The 19,802-nt window shown below is 53.0% G+C and carries 18 protein-coding genes; 6 read left to right on the forward strand and 12 right to left on the reverse strand.

What is annotated here, in order from left to right:
• Positions 1 to 306 precede the first annotated feature (306 nt).
• Together RBH33_RS14760 and RBH33_RS14765 are read right to left on the reverse strand one after the other, a co-directional pair.
• Positions 307 to 714, reverse strand: a complete 408-nt coding sequence (locus RBH33_RS14760) for a VOC family protein (RefSeq protein WP_306732984.1) — start codon at positions 712 to 714, stop codon at positions 307 to 309.
• Between the two features lie 127 nt (positions 715 to 841).
• Positions 842 to 1,330, reverse strand: a complete 489-nt coding sequence (locus tag RBH33_RS14765) for a P-loop nucleotide/nucleoside kinase family protein (protein WP_306732985.1) — start codon at positions 1,328 to 1,330, stop codon at positions 842 to 844.
• A 301-nt stretch (positions 1,331 to 1,631) separates the two neighbouring features.
• Here RBH33_RS14765 and RBH33_RS14770 point away from each other — a divergent pair, with 301 nt between their 5' ends.
• Complete coding sequence (locus RBH33_RS14770) at positions 1,632 to 2,774, forward strand: DUF5924 family protein (RefSeq protein WP_306732986.1); 1,143 nt, start codon at positions 1,632 to 1,634, stop codon at positions 2,772 to 2,774.
• A gap of 370 nt (positions 2,775 to 3,144) precedes the next feature.
• Positions 3,145 to 4,536: an FAD-binding oxidoreductase gene (locus RBH33_RS14775; RefSeq protein WP_306732987.1), complete on the forward strand. Its 1,392-nt coding sequence runs from the start codon at positions 3,145 to 3,147 to the stop codon at positions 4,534 to 4,536.
• Between the two features lie 140 nt (positions 4,537 to 4,676).
• Here RBH33_RS14775 and RBH33_RS14780 read toward each other — a convergent pair whose 3' ends face one another.
• The 3 genes from RBH33_RS14780 to RBH33_RS14790 all read right to left on the reverse strand — a co-directional run bounded on the left by RBH33_RS14780 (position 4,677) and on the right by RBH33_RS14790 (position 9,286).
• On the reverse strand, positions 4,677 to 7,484 hold the full coding sequence (locus RBH33_RS14780; protein WP_306732988.1) for a ligand-binding sensor domain-containing protein: 2,808 nt from the start codon (positions 7,482 to 7,484) through the stop codon (positions 4,677 to 4,679).
• 335 nt (positions 7,485 to 7,819) lie between these two features.
• On the reverse strand, positions 7,820 to 8,335 hold the full coding sequence (locus RBH33_RS14785; protein ID WP_306732989.1) for a P-loop NTPase family protein: 516 nt from the start codon (positions 8,333 to 8,335) through the stop codon (positions 7,820 to 7,822).
• Between the two features lie 237 nt (positions 8,336 to 8,572).
• The gene (locus tag RBH33_RS14790; RefSeq protein ID WP_306732990.1) at positions 8,573 to 9,286 is read right to left on the reverse strand and encodes an SDR family NAD(P)-dependent oxidoreductase; all 714 of its coding nucleotides are present in this window, start codon (positions 9,284 to 9,286) and stop codon (positions 8,573 to 8,575) included.
• Between the two features lie 97 nt (positions 9,287 to 9,383).
• On the opposite strand from RBH33_RS14790, the gene RBH33_RS14795 reads away from it, so the two are divergent.
• Positions 9,384 to 10,301: a LysR family transcriptional regulator gene (locus RBH33_RS14795; protein WP_306732991.1), complete on the forward strand. Its 918-nt coding sequence runs from the start codon at positions 9,384 to 9,386 to the stop codon at positions 10,299 to 10,301.
• Between the two features lie 161 nt (positions 10,302 to 10,462).
• Here the strand turns inward: RBH33_RS14795 and RBH33_RS14800 are convergent, their stop codons facing one another.
• Positions 10,463 to 11,221 carry an alpha/beta fold hydrolase gene (locus RBH33_RS14800; protein ID WP_306732992.1) on the reverse strand — a complete coding sequence of 253 codons (759 nt, stop codon included), beginning with the start codon at positions 11,219 to 11,221 and terminating at the stop codon, positions 10,463 to 10,465.
• A 313-nt stretch (positions 11,222 to 11,534) separates the two neighbouring features.
• Entirely contained in the window at positions 11,535 to 11,780 is a 246-nt protein-coding gene (locus RBH33_RS14805; RefSeq protein WP_306732993.1) for a hypothetical protein, read from the reverse strand.
• Positions 11,781 to 11,923: 143 nt separating this feature from the next.
• On the opposite strand from RBH33_RS14805, the gene secD reads away from it, so the two are divergent.
• The 3 genes from secD (at position 11,924) to RBH33_RS14820 (ending at position 16,121) form a co-directional block, all read left to right on the forward strand.
• Complete coding sequence (secD, locus tag RBH33_RS14810) at positions 11,924 to 14,182, forward strand: protein translocase subunit SecD (RefSeq protein WP_306732994.1); 2,259 nt, start codon at positions 11,924 to 11,926, stop codon at positions 14,180 to 14,182.
• Between the two features lie 174 nt (positions 14,183 to 14,356).
• Positions 14,357 to 14,827 carry an NADAR family protein gene (locus RBH33_RS14815; RefSeq protein ID WP_306732995.1) on the forward strand — a complete coding sequence of 157 codons (471 nt, stop codon included), beginning with the start codon at positions 14,357 to 14,359 and terminating at the stop codon, positions 14,825 to 14,827.
• A 196-nt stretch (positions 14,828 to 15,023) separates the two neighbouring features.
• A complete protein-coding gene (locus RBH33_RS14820) occupies positions 15,024 to 16,121 on the forward strand; it encodes a histone deacetylase family protein (protein WP_306732996.1) in 1,098 nt (365 codons plus the stop codon).
• 77 nt (positions 16,122 to 16,198) lie between these two features.
• Here RBH33_RS14820 and RBH33_RS14825 read toward each other — a convergent pair whose 3' ends face one another.
• From RBH33_RS14825 to RBH33_RS14845, 5 genes are all read right to left on the reverse strand, one after another.
• Complete coding sequence (locus RBH33_RS14825; RefSeq protein WP_306732997.1) at positions 16,199 to 16,579, reverse strand: nuclear transport factor 2 family protein; 381 nt, start codon at positions 16,577 to 16,579, stop codon at positions 16,199 to 16,201.
• A 244-nt stretch (positions 16,580 to 16,823) separates the two neighbouring features.
• Positions 16,824 to 17,075 (reverse strand): hypothetical protein, encoded by a 252-nt coding sequence (locus RBH33_RS14830; protein WP_373568273.1) that lies wholly within the window; start codon positions 17,073 to 17,075, stop codon positions 16,824 to 16,826.
• A 458-nt stretch (positions 17,076 to 17,533) separates the two neighbouring features.
• On the reverse strand, positions 17,534 to 18,064 hold the full coding sequence (locus RBH33_RS14835; RefSeq protein ID WP_306732999.1) for a histidine phosphatase family protein: 531 nt from the start codon (positions 18,062 to 18,064) through the stop codon (positions 17,534 to 17,536).
• Positions 18,065 to 18,154: 90 nt separating this feature from the next.
• Positions 18,155 to 18,844 (reverse strand): hypothetical protein, encoded by a 690-nt coding sequence (locus RBH33_RS14840; RefSeq protein WP_306733000.1) that lies wholly within the window; start codon positions 18,842 to 18,844, stop codon positions 18,155 to 18,157.
• Positions 18,845 to 18,908: 64 nt separating this feature from the next.
• The coding region (locus RBH33_RS14845; protein ID WP_306733001.1) for an alpha/beta hydrolase at positions 18,909 to 19,802 on the reverse strand (894 nt) is incomplete at its 5' end.

Raw genomic sequence — 19,802 nt, forward strand, 5'->3', positions numbered from 1 at the left:
AATTATTTTCCAGCACTAACTATAGTAAATTTTACGCCATTATCTGGCTCTACACCTCCCTACGTCGGAAAACTACCCTCTATTTATCCGGTTAAGTACTGCATGTGTATTTTGGCGCCACCCTCCTTCCTTGAAACGCTCCGTGTGAGTCCAACTCCCTTAGCGAGAACGGCAATAAGTGGCTTATCGGCCGTTAATCAAATTACCTGAGCGACTCCCGCCCTCGTCTTACTAATTACGGCGCCAATTCGTCCGCGATAACTTAGCCATATCACTTTGGGAGAGAGTGCAGGAATGATAGCGCTATCAGCGCGCCCCGCAGTTGATTTTCCACGGCACCGCGTATTGATCAATCACTATTGCATAACACGGTGACCAAAACGTTTTTTGGGGCGGCAGGATAACGTTCCCCCCAACGGCTAATTTCTCAAACGCTGCATTGACTTTGTCTTCCGTACTGGCGCCCAGCAAAAGGTAAAAGCCCCTGGGCTGATGGTACTGCTCAGGAACAACGTCTGCGCCAGCCAGCTCTACCCCTTCGAGAGATACATTGCCATGAACAATTTTGTGCTGCCAGTTCGCGGGCACGCTTGATGAAGCCGGCGAGTCTTTATACTCCAACATAAGTCCAATATTGCCGCCAAGGTGTTCAGCATAGTACTCAAACGCTTCTTGGCATTGGCCATTGAAATATATATGAAACGATATACTCATTAGTTGTCCCTACTATCTACTGTTGTCGCACTGATTGGAAACCGCCCTGTACACTCAAGGCTGGGCAATATTGGATGCTAGTGTCGCGTCGTATGAAGCACGGCGACGAACAACCTTACCGAACCATTTAGACAATGCTCGCAAGGCTCAGCTCTTCTTCCGTTGGGCGTTGAAACTCATTTTCCATAAAGTCGAACATCATCGGGGTTACCTCAAAGGCAAAGGTTTCACCCTTTTCGCGATTGCGCTTCACGACCCGTTCTTTGCGGACCGCATAGGGTGCGTCCAGCACGTGGAGCTGCACTTCGGCACCGATGTCCGCTGCCAGTCGGCGAAAGTTGTTGCGGCTTTCGAGCTTCACAAAACTTAGATCCAGAACGACGACACCACCGGCCTGAGATATCTGGGACGCGGTAGCCCAGATTCGAGCCTCGCATCGTTGAACGCGCTCCATGATCCATGGCAGGCTCATGGTCTTCGGTAAGTCTGGGCCAAACAGGGACTGCATCCACTCGTCGATGGAAAATCGTACGGCCGATTCCTGCTGGGCAAGTTGTAGTGCATAGGTGGACTTCCCGGATCCTTGTGGACCAAGCACTAAATGAATCTTTCCCATATTTTATTCCTTAATTTTAAACTTCCTACCGCCCTCGCTGGCGTGGGTGCGCAGGAGAAAAGCAATACTCCAGTACAACAAAAACGATATGACAACAGGCACCTGGCCGTAGAACACTGAGGTGTACGGAAAGATACCCCACTTTGCTCCACTGATCGACTGATACTAGCCATCCTCCCACGTAATTTCCGGATGGATTGAGACAATGCGCATAAACCTACCTCGGGGATAGTGTTACTATCCCCCGGAAGGCCCCTTACTGGCCAGCCAACACCCGTTTTAAGCGCAGGACAGACCCTTCATGTTATCCCTTACTCCCGCCCTGCAAGGCCGTGCCACTCGCCTGGTCGATTTGGTGAAAAAGCATCCCGGCCTGATTGCCATTTTTGGTTTTCTGTCCGGTATGGCGAGTTTTTTCCTGGTGGAGCGCAAAGAGTCGCTAGCCCAGGTCATCGCTCTTATCATGCTGGCAGGCTGGGCCTGGTTGCTGCTGGAAAACTGGCTGCGCGCCGGGATATTCAAGCGCTTCGGGTTTGAGATGCCGCCAGCGGTGATGCGCTTTGCCACCCAGCTGATACATCAGGAAAGCCTGTTCTTTACCCTGCCCTTTTTCCTGGCCGTGACCACTTGGGACCATGGGCAGGCGGGGTTCACGCTGTTGCTAGTGGGCTGTGCGCTGGTCTCCCTGGTGGACCCCATCTACTACAACTGGCTGGCGCCGCGCCGCTCGCTCTTTGTGGCGTTTCATGCACTGACGCTGTTTGCGGTGCTTTTGGTGGTCATTCCGCTGATTTTACATCTGAGCACCAGCCAAAGCCTGTGGCTGGCGCTCATCCTGGCGCTACTGTTCAGCCTACCCAGCCTGGGTGGGCTTGTGCCCAATGGTTATTGGTGGCGCATCCCGGTATTGGTACTCATGCTGAGCGCCATGGCGTTGGGGACTTGGAAAGCACGGGAGTGGATTCCGCCGGCAGCCTTGCGTGTAACGGGGATTACCCTTTCCCATCATGTGGATCGGGAGAAACGTGAACCCGGTGAAAGCATTAACCGGATTAGCGCCCAAAGTCTGCGCCAGGAAGGTCTGTACGCCTGGACATCGGTCCGTGTGCCGCGTGGCCTGCGCGAGAAAATTCACCATGTGTGGTTAATGGATGGCAAAGAAGTGGACCGCATAACGCTGGATATCAACGGTGGCCGGGATGAGGGTTACCGGGCCTGGACGCACAAGCGCAACTTCCCCGCCAACCCGGTCGGCCGGTGGCAGGTGCGCGTGGTAACCGACTCGGGCCAGCTGGTGGGACTGACCCGCTTTACCGTCACCGAATCGCCGCCCGAGGAAACTACTTTTACCGAGACGCTAGCGGCGCCCGAACAGACTGCTGAAGTACTGCTGGAAGACGTGGAGTTTGGGTTAGATTTTGAAGTGGAGATAACCCCAGAATAGCAGCCACACGCAGCCTGAGCAGGGAACGGATTGCCATGGGGTTTCTGGGGCAACGGCATTACACTCATCGTATTAAGTGGCACCCTCACCGTCGACTTAGCTATAAATAACTCGCCCTCCTTTCTAAGAATTAAGATCTAATTCCCCCGCATGGGCTTCGGTCCGGCGCGCTTTTCGCTGTAATGCCGTTACTGGCACACACAAGCTTCGCAACAGTTCTCGAGAGGGAGAATCCTCATAGAGAGGAAGTCTAAAAAAGATACGTCCCGTTTTGCAGCTATTACACCCTGGAGCTGATGCTGTCGCGCCGCCAGTGGCGCCGGCGGAACATGTATCTAGAGACACCGAAAGACTTCTAACGGAGGACTTTATGATGAATAACGCCTCGCTAGAACAATTTGAGACAAAGCTGCGTGGGCCCTTGCTGCGCCCAGAAAGCGACGACTACGACAATACGCGCAGGTTATGGAATGCCATGGTAGACCAAAAGCCAGCACTCATTGCCCGCTGCACGGGCGTGGCCGACGTTGTCGAATCAGTTAATTTCGCACAGGAGCACAGCCTTCCGTTAGCCGTGCGCGGAGGTGGGCACAACGTCGCCGGACTCGCCAGCGTGGACGATGGACTCATGATCGACCTGTCATTGATGGATTCCGTCCATGTCGATCCTGAGGAGCGCACAGCCCGGGTGCAAGGCGGCGCTACTTGGAGTGCCGTGGACCACGAAACGCAATTGTTTGGTCTGGCTACCCCAAGTGGCATTATCTCGACGACCGGCGTGGGCGGATTAACACTCGGAGGGGGCTTCGGTTGGTTGAGCCGAAAACATGGGCTAACGGTGGACAATCTTCTCTCGGCCGATCTTGTGACGGCTGGCGGAGAAGTAGTCAAGGCGAGCCCGAACAACAACCCCGATCTCTTCTGGGCGATCCGTGGTGGCGGAGGAAACTTCGGCATCGTCACCTCTTTCGAATTCCAACTTCACGACGCGGGTCCACAAGTGCTTTTTGGGCCGACAATCTACCAACTGAAAGATGCTGCCGAGGCGTTACGACACTACCAGGCGTTTGCGAGCGACGCGCCTAATGAGTGTACTGTCTATGCGGACTTTATGACGGCACCACCTCTACCTTTCATACCGAAAGAGGTACAGGGTACAACGGTGCTCTTCATGATTCAGATGTACGTCGGCAGCATAGAGGAAGGCCTGGAAACGTTAAAGCCACTGCGTGAGTTCGGCAATCCCGTCGCTGACGCCGTTGCACCGACCCTGTACAAGGAAGCCCAGTGCAGATCCGACCCGTTGTTTCCCAAGGGCAGGCGTTACTACTGGAAATCGCACAACATAACTGCACTTTCTGACGAGATTATCGACGAGCTCGTAAGTTGTGCCAAAAAGTTGCCGACAGCGCAGTGCGACATTCTGATTCAGCAGTTGGGCGGACGTATCAATGAAGTCGCGCCGGACTCAACGGCTTACCCACACCGCAAGTCCGGGTTCGTAGCGACACTGGGTGCACAATGGGAACAGGAGGCCCAGGACGACGAACCCGTCGCCTGGGCAAGAGACTGTCATGCGGCATTGGGTGAACATGTTCAGGGCAGTGCCTACGTGAACTTCCTTAGCCACAATGAAAACCAGGAGTGGCTTCAAGCTGCCTATGGCAACAACGCCGACCGATTGCGGCGCGTCAAAGCGCAATATGACCCAAATAATTTCTTCCGTAGAAATCACAACATAGTGCCGTCTGCCGCGGGCTAGGCGTTCGACCATGACGACTGTCGGCCAGGACCCGGCATGCGATTGTCCACCCAAAAACGAAGCAAGCAACGGGGTAAAAAAAAAGAGGGGCGCCCCCTTCGGGACGCCCCTCTTTTTATCTGCCGTCATCCGGGCAGTCGTTACCAGTAAAGCGACATATCCTGATCAATGCAGAACATGCCGTTTCGGCCTTGGCCCTCGTAATAGCGTAGCCGGCCATTCCGATTACCGGTCCCGAAACATACGACCCCGTCACTGCGCTCTTCGGCACTTCTCAAATAGAGAAGACCGTTGTTCTCATGATCATCAATGACAAACTCAGGAATCAAGTTGCCCGAGACTCCATCCAGCAGCGCATAGCCATTTCGCGGCACACCATCAACTTCGTCGAAGCTTCCTGAGACGAAAACCCCCATCGAAGTCGCGCTCAACATCTGACCAGCATCGCCCTTTTCCAAACCGGGATTCCAAGGCTGAAGGTCACCGTTCGTGTCGAAGGCGGCAAAGCCGTTCCGGGGCGTCTCATTGGCATTTTCGAAATCACCCGCCACATAGACGATGCCGTTGTGATAGTCGACATACCGGACACTACCATCCAACGTCGGCGCCCAGTCAGTCACGTTGCCGTCGGCGTCAACAGCCGCCAAATAGTCCCGGCTCTCCTCACCAAAGCCATCGAAGTCACCGCCCATATAGAGGACCTCATCGGTCCCGCTCATACTTCGGATCCCTCCATTCTGCGGTTCCGGGAAGTGTGGCAGTAGCGTAGCGGTCGAATCCAGTGCCGCGAAGCCCGCGCGATCACTGCCGTTCACGGATTGAAAGCTGCCGCGCACAATCAGTGCATCCCCCAGTCGATGGAGGGCATAAACAACCGTGAAGTCCAGCGGGCTCGTGTCTGAAACCTCAAGGTCAGGCTGCCAGGAGAGATCAAATTCGCCGGTGTCGGGATCAAACCGGGCAACCCCATCCACCCGAATGCTTTCGCCAGTTCTTTGCCCCCGAAAGCCCACATAGATATGATCATGGGCCTCAGCGAATGCTTCCACCGTGCCACTTACGCCGAGGCCCCAGTCACGAAATTGACCTTCACTGTCCACAACGCCGAAGCTCCAGGGATCCTGGCGATCCCAAACCGGATAAGTCAGGCCGAACAGCAGCCGGTCCTCTTCTGGTATTACCGACTGCCCGCCTCTTGGCAAGCGATAATCCGGACCATCCAGCAGTGCTCCGTCTTCGGAAAACAGAGCCGAGCCATTGCGGAATTCGCTACCGACAAAAGCAAATTGGCCACCTACCAAGATCCGGCCATCAACTTTGTGTATCGAGTGAACGATAGTAGTCCAACCAAGGTTGCCATAACCAGGCTGCGACTCGGGCCAGGCCAATACTTCACCCGTTTCACGCTCGAAGGCTTTCAGGTACTCCGAAGGGTTAGGGTTATGACCTTCTCCCACATAGATTCGGTCATCGGTCACCAACATGGAGTTGGGCCGTAAAAACCCGTGGTCAAGGGTCAAGTCGGAGAGATCGCCGTTTGCATCGGCTCGGGCGAAGCCATCGCGGGATTCGCCGTTGACTTCGTTGAAGGAACCGGCCATGTACACCGCTCCGGCTTCATCGATGCTCATGGAAAAAACCTGTCCATCTTCGTCAAATCTGGCAATCCAGTTCAGGAATTTCCCATTTTCATCAAAACGCGCAACGCCGCGCTCCTCCTGCCCCTCAGTTATTTCCAAACGGCCGGCAATGTAGAGTTCCCCTTCATGTAAGGCCCAATGATTGATCCAAATGACGTGCTCAAGATCCCACGCCAGAACATCACCTTGGAGATTGAGCTTGGCGGCACCATCCACCGAGACACCATTCAACCCGTTCACTCCGCCCCTGACGTAAAGCCGGTCCCCATCACGAAGTAGTCCAAAAACAGCATAGCCATCAACATCCACCTGCCAGTCAGTGTCCAGTTGCCCATTTTCGTCGATTCTGGCAAGAAACTTCTGCGGCTCGCCATCAATGTATTTGAACTGCCCCCCTAGGAAGTAACCGCCGTTGCCATCCTCGACCATATCATTCACTCGGCCTGCGACCATGGCCGTCGGCAGGGGCGTGAGAGTTTCACGATCCAGCGCCACGAACCCGCCACTCATGCGTGCAGCGCCGGTCATGGATCCACCAAAAAATAGGTTGTCGTCGCTATCGAACATCAGGGCACGGGCACTCATATCTGATACTGGCGCCATGGGGCGAGTCCCGAACAGAGGCCCGAAGCCAGCGCCACCGGACTCGAGAGCGAAGTAGTACTGTTGATCGTTAGTGAGGCCTTCCACCAGAAATGGGGAGCCGATGTCATTGGCAGCGCCGCTGCCCTCGTAGGCAGAATAATTTTCCGGATCCATCTCCGGGTCCGTTGACCAAACGAGGTTGTAATCCGTGGAATCTACGCTGTTCCAGCTCACAAGTACCGCCTGATTGCGTGGTTCAGCTCGGCCCTGAGTCACGCTTAAGTCGCTGCAGGTCACCAAAATATTATCCGCATCGGCGCTCTCGACGGTGCCGCTTTCGTTTTCCAACGCGCAGTACTGCCCATCGGGCTGGCTATTCACGGCAACGGCGAAGCTGTTGCCATCATCAATTTGGGTATCAAAAGAAAAACTGCCGTCTTCCGACAGCGCCAAAATTTCATCGTCATTGAGAATCAGCTCCACACTACCCTGCGCGAGTCCGCTCAGACTGCCTCCGACGGAGAATTCTAGCTCAACCACATCGTCATCGTCGTCCGAACCGTTTCCGTTTCCATTTCCACTACCGCTTCCATCACCATTGCCGCCTGTGCCGGGGTCATCACCACCTGACGAACCGCCGCAGCCAGACAATGCCGCGGCTACCGCTAGCAAGAGCGTCGCGACCAGTAGACGCAGAAGAATATTGATATTGAGCCTTATCATAGTTTGTCTCCCTTCAACTTTTGGGCGTTTTATTTTTTTTGCCACTACTTAGCAATTTGGCGCGGAATTTTTGAGAACGAAATGTAGAGGAATCGCGGATCAAGCGGGATTCGAATTTCCGAAAGATACCTTCAATTTTTATCGCTTCTTATAACATTTTTAAGAAGGTGGCGTCATTCTTACCTTAGAACGTATAGATATAACGCGCACTAGAGAGTAAACACCGAGTCTTCGAGATAATCGGCGCGATGAGCTCGATTTTGTGAATTCGAGATCTCCAAAAGCAGGGCTCCCAAAGTAAAAATTGCCCGCTCTTCTGGCCATACTAAATACTCTTATTTCATTCTCTTGCTAACAAAACGATTTAACTCAGAAACCGATCGAATTACATATAACGATTTGTCATTCGATAGTTTTTCTAAATGTTGCACAAAGTCATCATTCCAAAACCTTGGGCAAAGTTTTAATGTTCGATAACTTTCCACAGTGCCTTTTAGTATTGAACTGCCCTCAGGCCAACCTTCGGGTTTGACAAACAACCCTTTTAACAATCGCTTCGTTACTAACCAGTAACTGACAACGTAAGGCAAATCTATATAGATCAGCGTATCCGCCACCTTCAATCGCTCATTAAAGGAATCAATAGGCCCGAGGCCGTCTATGATCCAGCTGTCGGAGGACAATAGTGTTTTATGGGCCTCATCGTACGTCTTTCGATCCACGCGATCGCCATTTTTCTTAAACGCAATTGAATCCAATGGATGCAATGGTATGCCTGTCGCTGAGGCCAGACGTTTACTTAAGGTGGACTTGCCACTTCCTGGTTTTCCGAACACGGCTATTCTTTTCACACTACCTCCATTCACTGAGACGAATCCCATGAGGCAGAAACAAAAAACCCGCCTCTTGGGCGGGTTTGATCACTTACAAACGCATCAACAGTCCCACCACTCCTATGGAACGATGGTAATAATTCGAGCTATCTGTTGCGTGCGGTTCGTATGCATTCGCTTATGTTGATAGATGGGTTGACCAATGTCAACGGCCAACCCGTTGGCCGCAACGCCTGCGCACGGGCGCCCGCTTTTTTACATTGAGGCAAATTGCCGCTCGACAGCTTTGTGATCCACACGCCATTGATCGTAAACCGCTTGGGCCATAGGCATCGGAAAAATATCTTCCTCCCCAGAACCGATACCCCGAATGATGTTGCTGGCGACCAGCTCGGGAGTATCTTTCTCGATGGGTACGTCGGCAATCATGTCCGTATCTATGGCACTCGGAAAAGCCGCTTGCACGGCAATGTTTTTACCCTGCAAACTGGCGCGCAGAGATAAGTGCGCGGACCAGGCGGCCGCCTTGGATAGATTGTAGGCGGACAACCCCGGCATGCTCGCCAGCGACAACACCGTGAGCACATTACACAGTGCGCCCTGCCCGCTGCGCTCCAAGTGAGGAACAAAAGCACGCGCCACCCGCCACAAGCCCTTGAGATTAACATCCAGACAGTGGTCCAGGGACTCTTCGCTCACCTGCAAAATATCGCCAAAGGCGATCACACCGGCATTATTAATCACCAGGTCCAGCCGCTCTATGCTGGCCGCTAGAGCGGCGACGCTAGCCGGGTCGGTTACATCCAGGCACACGGGGAGAATACGCGGGTCGGTTGCGTTCACCTGCTGTAGATCCCGGGCAGCGGCATAAACGCGGCTTGCTCCGGCCTCCAGCAGCTGTTCTACCAGGGCTTTACCCAGTCCGCGATTGGCGCCGGTTACCAGCACATGAGCATTGTTCAATTGCATGTCAGTTCCTCCTATTTAATGGAAGCGCCATGCTATTGCCCGGCCTACCCGCAATAAATAGGTTGTAAAACATTTTATTAATGCAAATAATGCACGAATGGATATTGGCAACTTACAATTACTGATACAGGTGGTGGAGACCGGCAGCTTTACCGGCGCCGCTCGCCGCCTGGGCGCCGACCCTTCCCAAGTATCGCGCAGCATTGCCGGCCTGGAACGTGAGTTAGGGATTCGGTTGTTTCACCGCAGCACACGCAAAATTGCCCTCACCACAGCGGGCGCCGCTTATGTGGAACGCCTCTCACCACTGCTGGAAGAATTGCAGCTGGCCGGGGAAGCCGCTCGGGAACAGCAGTCTCAACCTACCGGACGCCTGACATTCACCGCTTCTACGGCTTTTGGTCAAACTTGTGTTCTGCCCTACATGGCAGAGTTTCAGGAGCGCTACCCGGAAATACAACTGGATCTACGTTTTACGGACGCCGTGCTGGATATTATCAGCGAGCAGATTGACTTGGCCTGCCGCCTTACCTCCAGTGCCGACCCCAATCTGGTGGGGAAAAAACTCTTTCCAACCTGCTTTTGGGTTTGCGCCAGCCCCGCGTATTTGCAAAAAGCGGGTACGCCCCAACACCCTCAAGACCTAGCCGACCACAAAGTGTTGGCCATGAATCTGCCTGGGTATCGCGAGCGCTGGCTATTTCAATCAACTAAAAATGACTCGGTGTGCAAGGTACCACTGCATCCTGCCGTGCTGGTTTCCAACGCCCTCGCGTTACGCGAAGCCGCCCTGCAGGGTCTCGGCATTACTCTACTCGCTAGCTGGCTGGCGGAAGGGCCACTCAGAAGCGGTGAGCTGGTAAGCCTGTTCCCAGGCTATCGGTGTACCGCTAGCGACTTCCAATCCGCCGCCTGGCTACTCTATCCATCGCGGCTTTACATTCCCGCCAAAACTCGAGCCATGGTAGATTTTCTTTACGAAGTTCACAGCAAGCGCGAGAAACCCGTGATTTAAGCGAGCCTTGGCACTGAACGAATTAACCCTTGGGGCTACTGCTTACTCAGCCTTCGAAGCAGCTCTATCGAAGCATGGACCTCTACTTTTCCAATCGCCACGCGTTCAATGTTGCAGCCAATAGGTACCCCTTTTCCCTAAGCTAAACTTTTAACTCCACCCTACTTTGCGCAGGTGTTTAGCATTGACCTGTTAGCGCCCCGAATAAGACCCAAACTGTGTTCAATAGCGGCCACTACGGCATCACTTTCGGTAATTTGAGGAAAATGCCCGCTATGCTCGCAAACGAATTGTTTAGACTGGCCAGAAAGCTCAAGCAGCTTGGCCTGGAAGTTTACGTGAAGATCAAAAGCCTGTTGGGGTACTATCGGCATTTTCTTCCCACCAGTAACCACGGAGACCGGGATATCCGGAAACTCGCCCGCGGCCTCCAGCTGATGAATAGTCTCATAAATGCATTCATCTTCCGAAAACTTGTACTTGTCAAACAGTTTTTCAAGTCGCTTCGCTCCATCATTCAGCGCACGAAGCAACAAAGGTGGTTGTATTTTCTTCTGCTCAATTATTTCCAATGGATGCGGGGCTTCTACGAATACCACGCCGGCCACTTCAGCAGGGAACAGGCGAGCATATAGATTTGCGAAGATACCGCCCAAAGAATGAGAAACCAATACATACGGAGGCTTCATACCGGCCTGAGATGCTGTATTTCTGATGCTGTCAGTTACGACATTCCCAGTCTGAGGCACCTGCGCCTTGGCGGACGACCCTACCCCAGCGCGGTTGAGCAAAAGGACCTTGCTCGATTCAGCGACACTCGGATACACTTTGTCCCAGCTGTCATAGCGCATCCGAAATCCATTTAAGAAGATGACGTTCGTGTCACCGTCTCCGATCAACTTATGCTCCAAAGAATCCATCCCCGCTTCCTCTAGAAGTTACCCCATTGACCCAAACCTAGCCGCTATCGATTATCCCACTTTCACCAATTTCCATACATAGCAAACTTAGATAAAACTTCGGCTGCAGCTCTGGGTAAGAGGTAAGCAAGACAAGAGCAAAGCATGATTCTGCTATTGAATAACGAGAATGCCGCCCCCATACTTGGGGAACGCTGATCCTTTCCTTGGAGCAACCGCCCTGAACACGCCAGCCAGCCTACCTGCTAGCCCCTCGACAGCGCCCCTGTGGCGGTGGTCGCTGGCGTTTGTGCTGGTATGTGGTTTTGCGTTTTTAAGCAATGCTATACCTCAGGCTCAGGGTACCGATGGGCGCCTGGGGCAGGGTCTGGCGAACAATGGCGATGACTGGGTTCTTATCGGCCAGCAGGATCAACCTGCTCCGGTTAAACGCGCGCCGGCATCCAATCATTCCGGTGAGGGCGAAGCATCCTCCCCACCGGCCGACTTTCTGGCTGTTGTTCCACTGCTGCTTTTGGGCCTGCTGCTGGTCCGGCTGCGCCAGTATCTTCGCTTTCAAACCCACCTGACTCCCTCTTTATTCAATTGCTCCCCCTGTACTCCCCGCGCTCCACCGCTTTCACAATCCTTCGTTTAGTTTCTCTATAACTTTTAACTTTTTGGCGCGGCTGCGTTTAGGCGAGCTGTGCCTTGGGGATTGTGATGAAAAATTTTACCTCCCGGGCTGTAACCTGCAGCCTGGTCATTTTGTTGGGCCTGCTCAGCGCCCTGCCCAATGTTTTACCCGATACCACACTGGAAAAACTGCCCGACTGGTATGCCGCCAATCAACTCGCCCTGGGCCTGGATCTACGCGGCGGTTCGCATTTGCTGTTGGCGGTGGACACCAGCGAGATATTGCCAGAAGAAAGCCTCGATGAAGTGATGGAACGCAGCCTGGAAGTGGTGCGCCGACGCCTGGACGAAACCGGCATGGTGGAACCCACCATCACCCGCCAGGGGCAAGACAGCATTCTGATTCAACTGCCGGGAGTGAACGACCCCGGGCACATTCGCGACTTGCTCGGTACCACCGCCAAAATGACGTTCCACTGGGCCGCGAACGACAGCAGCCTCTCGGTCCAGAGAGTCCCAGGGCAGAACGAAGGCGAATATTACCAACTGGAAAAACGGGTCGCCCTAAAAGGGGAACACATACGCGACGCACGCTTAGCGTTTAATCCGGATAGCAACGAGCCAGTGGTCAACTTCAAGCTCGACCGGGAAGGTGCCCGCGCCTTTGGTGAAATGACCCTGGCCAATGTCGGCCGGCCTCTGGCCATCGTATTGGACGACACGGTGCTCACCGCCCCGGTCATACGCACCCCAATCATGGGCGGCAGCGGGGAGATAAGCGGCGGCTTTTCCAGCCGGGAAGCTCATGACCTGGCACTGATGCTGCGAGCCGGCGCCTTGCCGGTACCCCTGACAGTAATCGAAGAGCGCACCGTAGGCCCGGATCTAGGTAGCGACGCCATTGCCATGGGTATAAGTACCGGCCTGATGGGCGCCGGACTGGTACTGGCCTTTATGCTTGCCCTCTACGGGCGCTGGGGCTTGATCGCGTGTGCCGGTTTGAGCATCAACATCGGTTTGGTATTCGGCACGCTCAGCCTGCTCGGAGCGACCCTCACTCTGCCGGGCATCGCCGGTATCATTCTTACCATCGGCATGGCGGTGGATGCCAATATCCTGATTAACGAACGCATCCGCGAGGAAGCCCGTAAGGGGCTCAGTGCCCGTGCGGCATTGGCAGCGGGTTTCAATCGGGCCTACGGCACGATTCTGGATTCCAGCATCACAACCCTAATTGCCATCAGCTTGCTGTTCCTGTTCGGCGCAGGCCCCATTCGCGGCTTTGCTGTCACCATTGCCATTGGCTTGCTGATGTCTCTGTTCACCGCCATTACCGTTACACGTTTGTTGATGGAATGGCGCACCCGCCACCTGGGGCGCGCTCCGCTGGAAATGTCCGGCCCGCGTTTTCTCCAGCGCCTAGCTGCATGCCGGCCACTGAACTTCATGGGCACACGCTTCTGGGGCTTGGCGCTATCCGCATTGCTGTCGCTGGGCGCTCTGGGGCTGCTCGCACAACCGGGCCTGAACTACGGCATCGATTTCAGCGGCGGCAGTCTAGTGGAGGTGAGAGCGGATGTGGACGTCGAGCAACTGCGCGCGGGCTTCCGCACCCAAGGGCTGGAACAGCTAGCCATTCAGGAATTCGGCGGAGCGGGCCAGTTTTTGGTGCGTTTGCCGGAACAAACGGCGGAGCAAGTGGCCAGCGGCGCGCCGGTTCAGGAACTCAAAGACGCCGTGCTGACGCTGGCGCCCGAAGCGGAATTCCCCCGGGTTGAAATGGTGGGCCCTCGAGTCAGTGGCGATTTTGCCGATGCAAGCATCTTAGCGGTACTGCTGGCCGGCACCGGCATGTTGCTGTATTTGTGGTTTCGTTTCGAGTCCCACTTTGCTTCAGCCATCATCGCCACTCTAGCGCTGGATCTAGCCAAAACTCTGGGTTTTTTCGTGCTCCTGGGAATTGAATTTAACCTGACCGCCATCGCCGCCCTGCTGGCCCTGATCGGCTATTCCGTGAATGACAAAGTGGTGGTGTTCGACCGCATTCGCGAGAACCTGCGCTTAACACCGGATCGACCACTGAAAACGGTACTGAACGAAAGCATCACCTCCACACTGAGCCGAACTCTGTTCACCTCAGTAACCACCTTTCTTGCAGTATTGCCCATGGCCGTCGCTGGTGGCAGCGCCGTAGCCAGCTTCGCGTTACCCATGTTGTTTGGGATTGTGGTGGGCACCAGCTCCTCCATCTACATCGCCGCGCCCATCTTAATGCTCTTGGGAGAACGACGAGACAAAAAAGGGCTGCCGCAATTGCGGGCAGAGTTGGTGGACGATAGACCCTAAGGAATGTTGTTTTACGTTGCCATTGAGTTCGCGCCGCCCGTCGCGGTGCAGCGCGAGCGCTGATGGGCCGCCGGATGCTATAGTGCGAGTAATTAGGCCTTGAAGCCGCGCGCACTATGCATTCGACTTCACTGTATTCTGGCACCCACAGGTGCCTTTTTGAGACTTTGCCTTATGAGTTTGTTCGAAGCCTCCACCAACGAAAACGCCCTACAGGTTTCGCGCCTGAACCCTGACGAGGTATTGGGCTGCGCGATTGCGCGGCAATTTTTGCTGGATGGCCACCCCTGGCCAACCGCGGAGCACTATTACCAGGCGATGAAATACCCCGGTCAAGACCGGGCTCTGGCCATTCGCGACGCGCCCAGCGTTGAGCAGGCGCGCAAGCTTGGGCGCGGCTGGTTTAAACGCCCGCGTTCCGACTGGGACAAAGTGCGCGTGGTGGTAATGACCCGCGCCATTTATACCCAATGCCGAACCTGGCCCGAGTTCGCCGAGGCCCTACTGGCCACCGGAGACCAGGAGATACTGGAGGTTTCCAGCTACGACCATTTCTGGGGCATAGGCCGAGATCAACGTGGCGATAATCACTACGGCAAGGTTTTAATGGACGTGAGAAACAAACTTCGCGAAGAGAAAGCTTAGGTAGCCCCACAAGCTGGGCTATCAGAGGCTCCCTAGCTTCCGGAACGCATTGTAGAGTAACCTGTTAACAAGGAAGCCTAGCCGTCAGGGTCAAGCTGGCATTCAGTTCCTCGGGAATTGGCGCCGCCGCCTTTACCTAAACGGTTAAGGTGGGACTAACGAACAGACAAAAACCAGGAATGAAACGGAGTAATGCGTGATAGGTGACCGCACCGTAACAGTATTTTATGACGAGGTCATGCTGGGTCATGACCCCAAAGTGGACCTCCCCTTTATACCCAGCCGGGTGGAAAAGCGTGTCAGAAATCTTCTCGGCACGCTGGACTTCAAATGGAGCTACCCGGAACATCCGGGGCGACTGACAGCCATCCTGGAATTGCTGGAGAAGGAGCCGGTCCCTGGCGTTCAGTGGCAGGCCGGCCCCAGTGCCACTTACGAGCAATTGGGCCGTGTTCACACCAGTGGCTATCTAGACGATATCTTTTCCCTTGAGGGCAAACCGGCCTGGCTTGACCGTGACACCACGGCCGTTTCCGAGGGTAGCATCAAAGCGGCCACTGCCGCCGCCGGACAGGCTATTGCCGCCGTTGAATGTGTAGTCAAAGGCGAGGCGCAGAGCGCATTCGCCCTTGTCAGGCCACCGGGCCATCATGCCGAGCCGGTGCGCGCCCGGGGCTTTTGCCTATTCAATAATGTCGCGGTAGCGGCGGCCCACGCCCAGGCGAAACTGGGGTGCGAACGCATTTTGATCATTGACTGGGATGCTCACCATGGCAACGGCACTCAGGAGATATTCTGGGCCGATCCCGATGTACTGTTTTTCGATATACACGGCGCAGCACCTTTTTATCCGGGCTCCGGCCACCTCAGTGAAGTGGGTGCCGGTTTCGGCGAAGGTTATACCGTGAATGTTCCCGTTCCCGAAAATTCCGGCGATATCGCCTTTGAAAAGGCCTTCCGGGAAATACTGATTCCCGCGGCCGAACGCTTTCAACCGGATTTGGTGCTGGTTTCTGCGGGTTTTGATCCCCATCACAATGACATGGCACTGAACCTAAGTTACGACGGATTCGCGGTGCTCACGGGCACTGTTCAACAAATTGCCGATCAGCATTGCGATGGTAAGGTGGCCATGGTGTTGGAAGGCGGCTATAACCTGACGTCACTTGCCCGGGGCACACGCACTGTTTTAGAAGTGCTGGCGGGAGGCGATGTCCCGATACTGAAAGAGTGCGGCGTAGACGCCGTCAATGAGGCGGCGGAGTTTCACCGTGACGCTTTTTCCGATGACTGAGACAATAAACAACCGCCACCCCAAGAACAAAAACTTGCTTTAAAACCACAAAAGTCCCGACCGACTGATGCTTTTAGTTAGGCGATTATGCCAGAGTGCGCAGCTACGACTTGCCACTGCCCCTTTGGCGATAGAGCCCATACGCGTGTAAACCGAAAGTCTCCTCCCGCTGGTTGGCCGGCATACGTACCGGCAACCTGTACGCGTACTGAAACGACGGCCACATCGCGGCCCACCAGTTTAACTTGCTGCTCAGAAGGTTCCAGCTTGGAGATACCAAGAGCGCCAGATTTATGAGCAGAAAGATCAGCCTCCTTACCGAGAGATTGCCCAAGGTGATTGGTGAAAAGCAAGTCTGGAGCCAGCAGTTCGTCCAGCACGCTCACATCTGATGCAAGCATGGCACGCCGCAATTGCTCTTCCGCAGCGTTGATCTGTGCTTCTAGTTCTGTATTCATGGGGTTCCCTCAGGTTTGCCCACCGCAGTGCACTGCGGTGCGAACTCGCGACCACTCGAAGGGCGCGTACTGGTACACACTATTTCTGTGAAGGTGCAGCAGCGCTGCCTGCCAATATTCCTTGCGAAATTCCTGTTACGGCCAAATACAGCGCAGCATAGGCAACGACAGCCAGCATGCGCGGCTACGGAATGGAGTCGAAGCCGCAATACAACAGGCGTCGCGTACCTAGCCTTGTTAGGCATCACTTTGCGACCAATACCAAAATTACCAACAGCACAAAAATAGCGAGGCCAATAACTGAAGGCGTATTTTCTTTGGCGATCTCATCCAATCTCATTTTCATGAGTTGCCGTTCACCATCGCAAATTTCATCACCGCACCCTCTACAGTACGCATCCGTAACAGCTACATGCTCTTCGCAGTGAACACAGCGGTAAACATCTCTCAAGTTCCACGGCAAGGCACCTACCACAGACCGGATATTCTTCTTCATTTGATCCACATCGAGCGCAGTAAACCGCACCCCACATCCACGGCAATGCCTATTCCCATGAGCCGCAACGGCGTTGCATATAGTACATCGATATATGTCGTGCAGGGTTTTCATTTTTTCTGCTGATCTTCCTCGCCAAAAGTAGACACAGGTTTAAGCGCACATTTGCGCATACTCATGCTCGTAGACATTCGGGCTTCTATAGCCGAGCGAGCTGTGCCGGCGGTGGCTGTTTAAAATAGTTCAACGTACTCGAACACACAGGAGTACGCCTCTTGTTTGGTGGTGACGTCCTCAGCATTGAGGGCTTCAACCTTAAAGTGCGAAGAACGATTCCATTGCAGCGTTATCCCAACAGTTTCCTTTCGGCTCATACTAGGCCGTATGCCTTAGCTCAGCAATAGAGCCCGGTATTCCCCTGAGCGTCGGCAGGAGAATATTGTTATCTGTCTTCCTATTCATGCGATATCAAATTCAAATAGTTCGCAATTTTTAATCTCTAGCCTCCAAACTTCTAAGTCTGGAAGCGCTTGAAAGTAACCGGTGATTATTCTAGCAGGGTCCATGTGTGTAACTATAAGAATACAATCATCAGATCTTTGAATGAGATCCTCTATGAAGGAATGTACCCTGTTCTTCAAATCGTAAAATGACTCCCCTCCAGGTGCCCTTTGGAAAAACTTATCTACTGCAATGTACTCCATGTAATCACTCACAGGTTTACATTCAAATCCAGTTTTAATATCTGAAATTCTGGAATCTTGAATTAGTGGCACGTTTTTAGACATACAGTAACGAGCTGTTTCGTGAGTTCTAGGCAAATCAGAAACGTAAACCTTTTTTACTGAAAAACGCGAAAGCTTAGCTCTTAGTTCCTTGGCTTGCTCTATCCCATGTTGAGTCAGATAAACATCGACTTCAGGGTCGGAATTGCATAACCCCAAATCGTTGTAATTTGTACGTCCATGCCTGGTGAGAAGAATCTTCATACTTTTTCGTTTAGTACCAGATAGCGCCGTGCTCTGCGGAAATTTAGGAGCGCCAGCGAGTTAATTTTCCGCAGCAGAACCTTGTTAGTTTCACATTTCAAACACATTTTCAAAGCTCTCTCCGTTTCGAACCCGTTCTAGTTTTTCATAAAGCTGTAGCGGATCGAAATTATTAACCGCCATTCTTGATGCAACATAGTTTTCATGTGTGTTTGTACCACCAAAAAATTCTCTGCCGGTTTTCAACTGTTTGACGGAGTCAATTGCTTCTTGGCTGATATCAATATTTTCAATTAAGAATGGCTTTCTGTGATCCACGATTAAGGCCACCCCTTCATTAAACCAAACTGGAATGTCTAACCAATGAGTTAGCCATCCAACTCTTTGTCCAACTTCTGCATGCACCAGCTCATGGGCGGCAACATCTACATTTTGCCCTTTAGGGCCAAGGATTATGCAAGAACCCATTGGAGTATAGTAAGCTCTTGCAGTTGAGTTAGCTCCAAAGTTGCTTGCTTCAACTTTATTACCAACAATTACTATTTTGGGAATAGCGATCATTTCGCCAAATGTTGTATCTACTCTTTGTCTACCGTCTAGGATGCTTCTTAGAACTTCCTCTATATTTTCCACGCTGGGTGATACAAAAACATTTGGTGCGACTTGCTCATAACCTGTAAGTCCCACAGCTTCACATGCCAGAGCATGTCTCTGAGAAAAAACACCAACGAGTACAACTAACAAAAAACAGGCGAAGACAACAATTTTAATTCTTTGCATGATGCTCCCTCGTGAAACTAACGTCGCAATCACGCGCTTGTTTCGTGCATTGCTTTGTTAGCATCTATCGCTGCTCGATTGGAACCAATGCCTTTAGCGCATTTGATATGAGCAGCGGAAATGCGCTTGAATGATCAGCCCCCTCTAAAACCACGGCTTTAACGTCTAAGCCATCATAATTTCTTGACTTAAGGGCTTTTTCGTAACGGAGTAAATCTTGAACCATATTGCCCCGCCGGCTCTTGCTCTCTTCCTGTCCTATATACAGTAAAACCTTCGCCTTCATCATGGTGTGTTGTTTTGAATAACCCTCTTCTAAACGAAACATTACTCTTTCGTCATACCACAGTGAGGGACTGCTGATTATATAGCTATCAAAAAGTTCAGCGTTAACCAAGAGAATATACGCACCTAGAAGGCCGCCAAATGAATGTCCAACAAAGATCTTATTGTTAGTTTTGATGCGATATTCTTTAGATAAAAGAGGAATCACCTGATCACCAAGAAAACGTATGTACTCATCGGCAGCGCCAGAGTGTGCTTGCGCCTCAAGCGAGTGAGCGCCCCTCTCATTCGGAGCATGCGTTGGGGTGAAGTCACGCGTCCGACTAATTTCTGGCGAGACATCTTTAGAATACGACATGCCCACAAGGATGAGATCCTCTATTTCTTTCCCGGCCATCAAATTCACAGCGTTCTCAGTCACTGCGGACGTAACACCAATGTCCTGTAGAATTGCTATGGGGTAAGCTTTGGTGGATGTCTTGTAGTTAATAGGTAGCTTTATATATAGCTCGTACTCTTGGCCACTTTCCGTAGACGTAATATTTATCGTTTCGGTGTCTCTGTGAAGAGCACCTGAGCTCTTCTCTGCATGTACCGAAAGCGAAGTAATCACAAATAATATTACAATCAAACGTTTCAAAGAATTATCTCCTGTATGGGGAACTTGGCATGC

Origin of the sequence: Marinimicrobium hydrolyticum (genome assembly GCF_030848505.1) — a bacterium.
Classification (GTDB): Bacteria; Pseudomonadota; Gammaproteobacteria; order Pseudomonadales; family Cellvibrionaceae; genus JAVDDU01.

Bases quoted from the DNA above. Each gene is read 5' to 3' on its own strand.
- RBH33_RS14800 (WP_306732992.1), bottom strand. From the start codon at position 11,221: ATGGATTCTTTGGAGCATAAGTTGATCGGAGACGGTGACACGAACGTC.
- RBH33_RS14835 (WP_306732999.1), bottom strand. From the start codon at position 18,064: ATGAAGATTCTTCTCACCAGGCATGGACGTACAAATTACAACGATTTG.
- RBH33_RS14830 (WP_373568273.1), bottom strand. From the start codon at position 17,075: ATGAAGAAGAATATCCGGTCTGTGGTAGGTGCCTTGCCGTGGAACTTG.
- secD (WP_306732994.1), top strand. From the start codon at position 11,924: ATGAAAAATTTTACCTCCCGGGCTGTAACCTGCAGCCTGGTCATTTTG.
- RBH33_RS14770 (WP_306732986.1), top strand. From the start codon at position 1,632: ATGTTATCCCTTACTCCCGCCCTGCAAGGCCGTGCCACTCGCCTGGTC.
- RBH33_RS14815 (WP_306732995.1), top strand. From the start codon at position 14,357: ATGAGTTTGTTCGAAGCCTCCACCAACGAAAACGCCCTACAGGTTTCG.
- RBH33_RS14775 (WP_306732987.1), top strand. From the start codon at position 3,145: ATGATGAATAACGCCTCGCTAGAACAATTTGAGACAAAGCTGCGTGGG.
- RBH33_RS14765 (WP_306732985.1), bottom strand. From the start codon at position 1,330: ATGGGAAAGATTCATTTAGTGCTTGGTCCACAAGGATCCGGGAAGTCC.
- RBH33_RS14780 (WP_306732988.1), bottom strand. From the start codon at position 7,484: ATGATAAGGCTCAATATCAATATTCTTCTGCGTCTACTGGTCGCGACG.
- RBH33_RS14790 (WP_306732990.1), bottom strand. From the start codon at position 9,286: ATGCAATTGAACAATGCTCATGTGCTGGTAACCGGCGCCAATCGCGGA.
- RBH33_RS14795 (WP_306732991.1), top strand. From the start codon at position 9,384: ATGGATATTGGCAACTTACAATTACTGATACAGGTGGTGGAGACCGGC.
- RBH33_RS14760 (WP_306732984.1), bottom strand. From the start codon at position 714: ATGAGTATATCGTTTCATATATATTTCAATGGCCAATGCCAAGAAGCG.
- RBH33_RS14825 (WP_306732997.1), bottom strand. From the start codon at position 16,579: ATGAATACAGAACTAGAAGCACAGATCAACGCTGCGGAAGAGCAATTG.
- RBH33_RS14840 (WP_306733000.1), bottom strand. From the start codon at position 18,844: ATGCAAAGAATTAAAATTGTTGTCTTCGCCTGTTTTTTGTTAGTTGTA.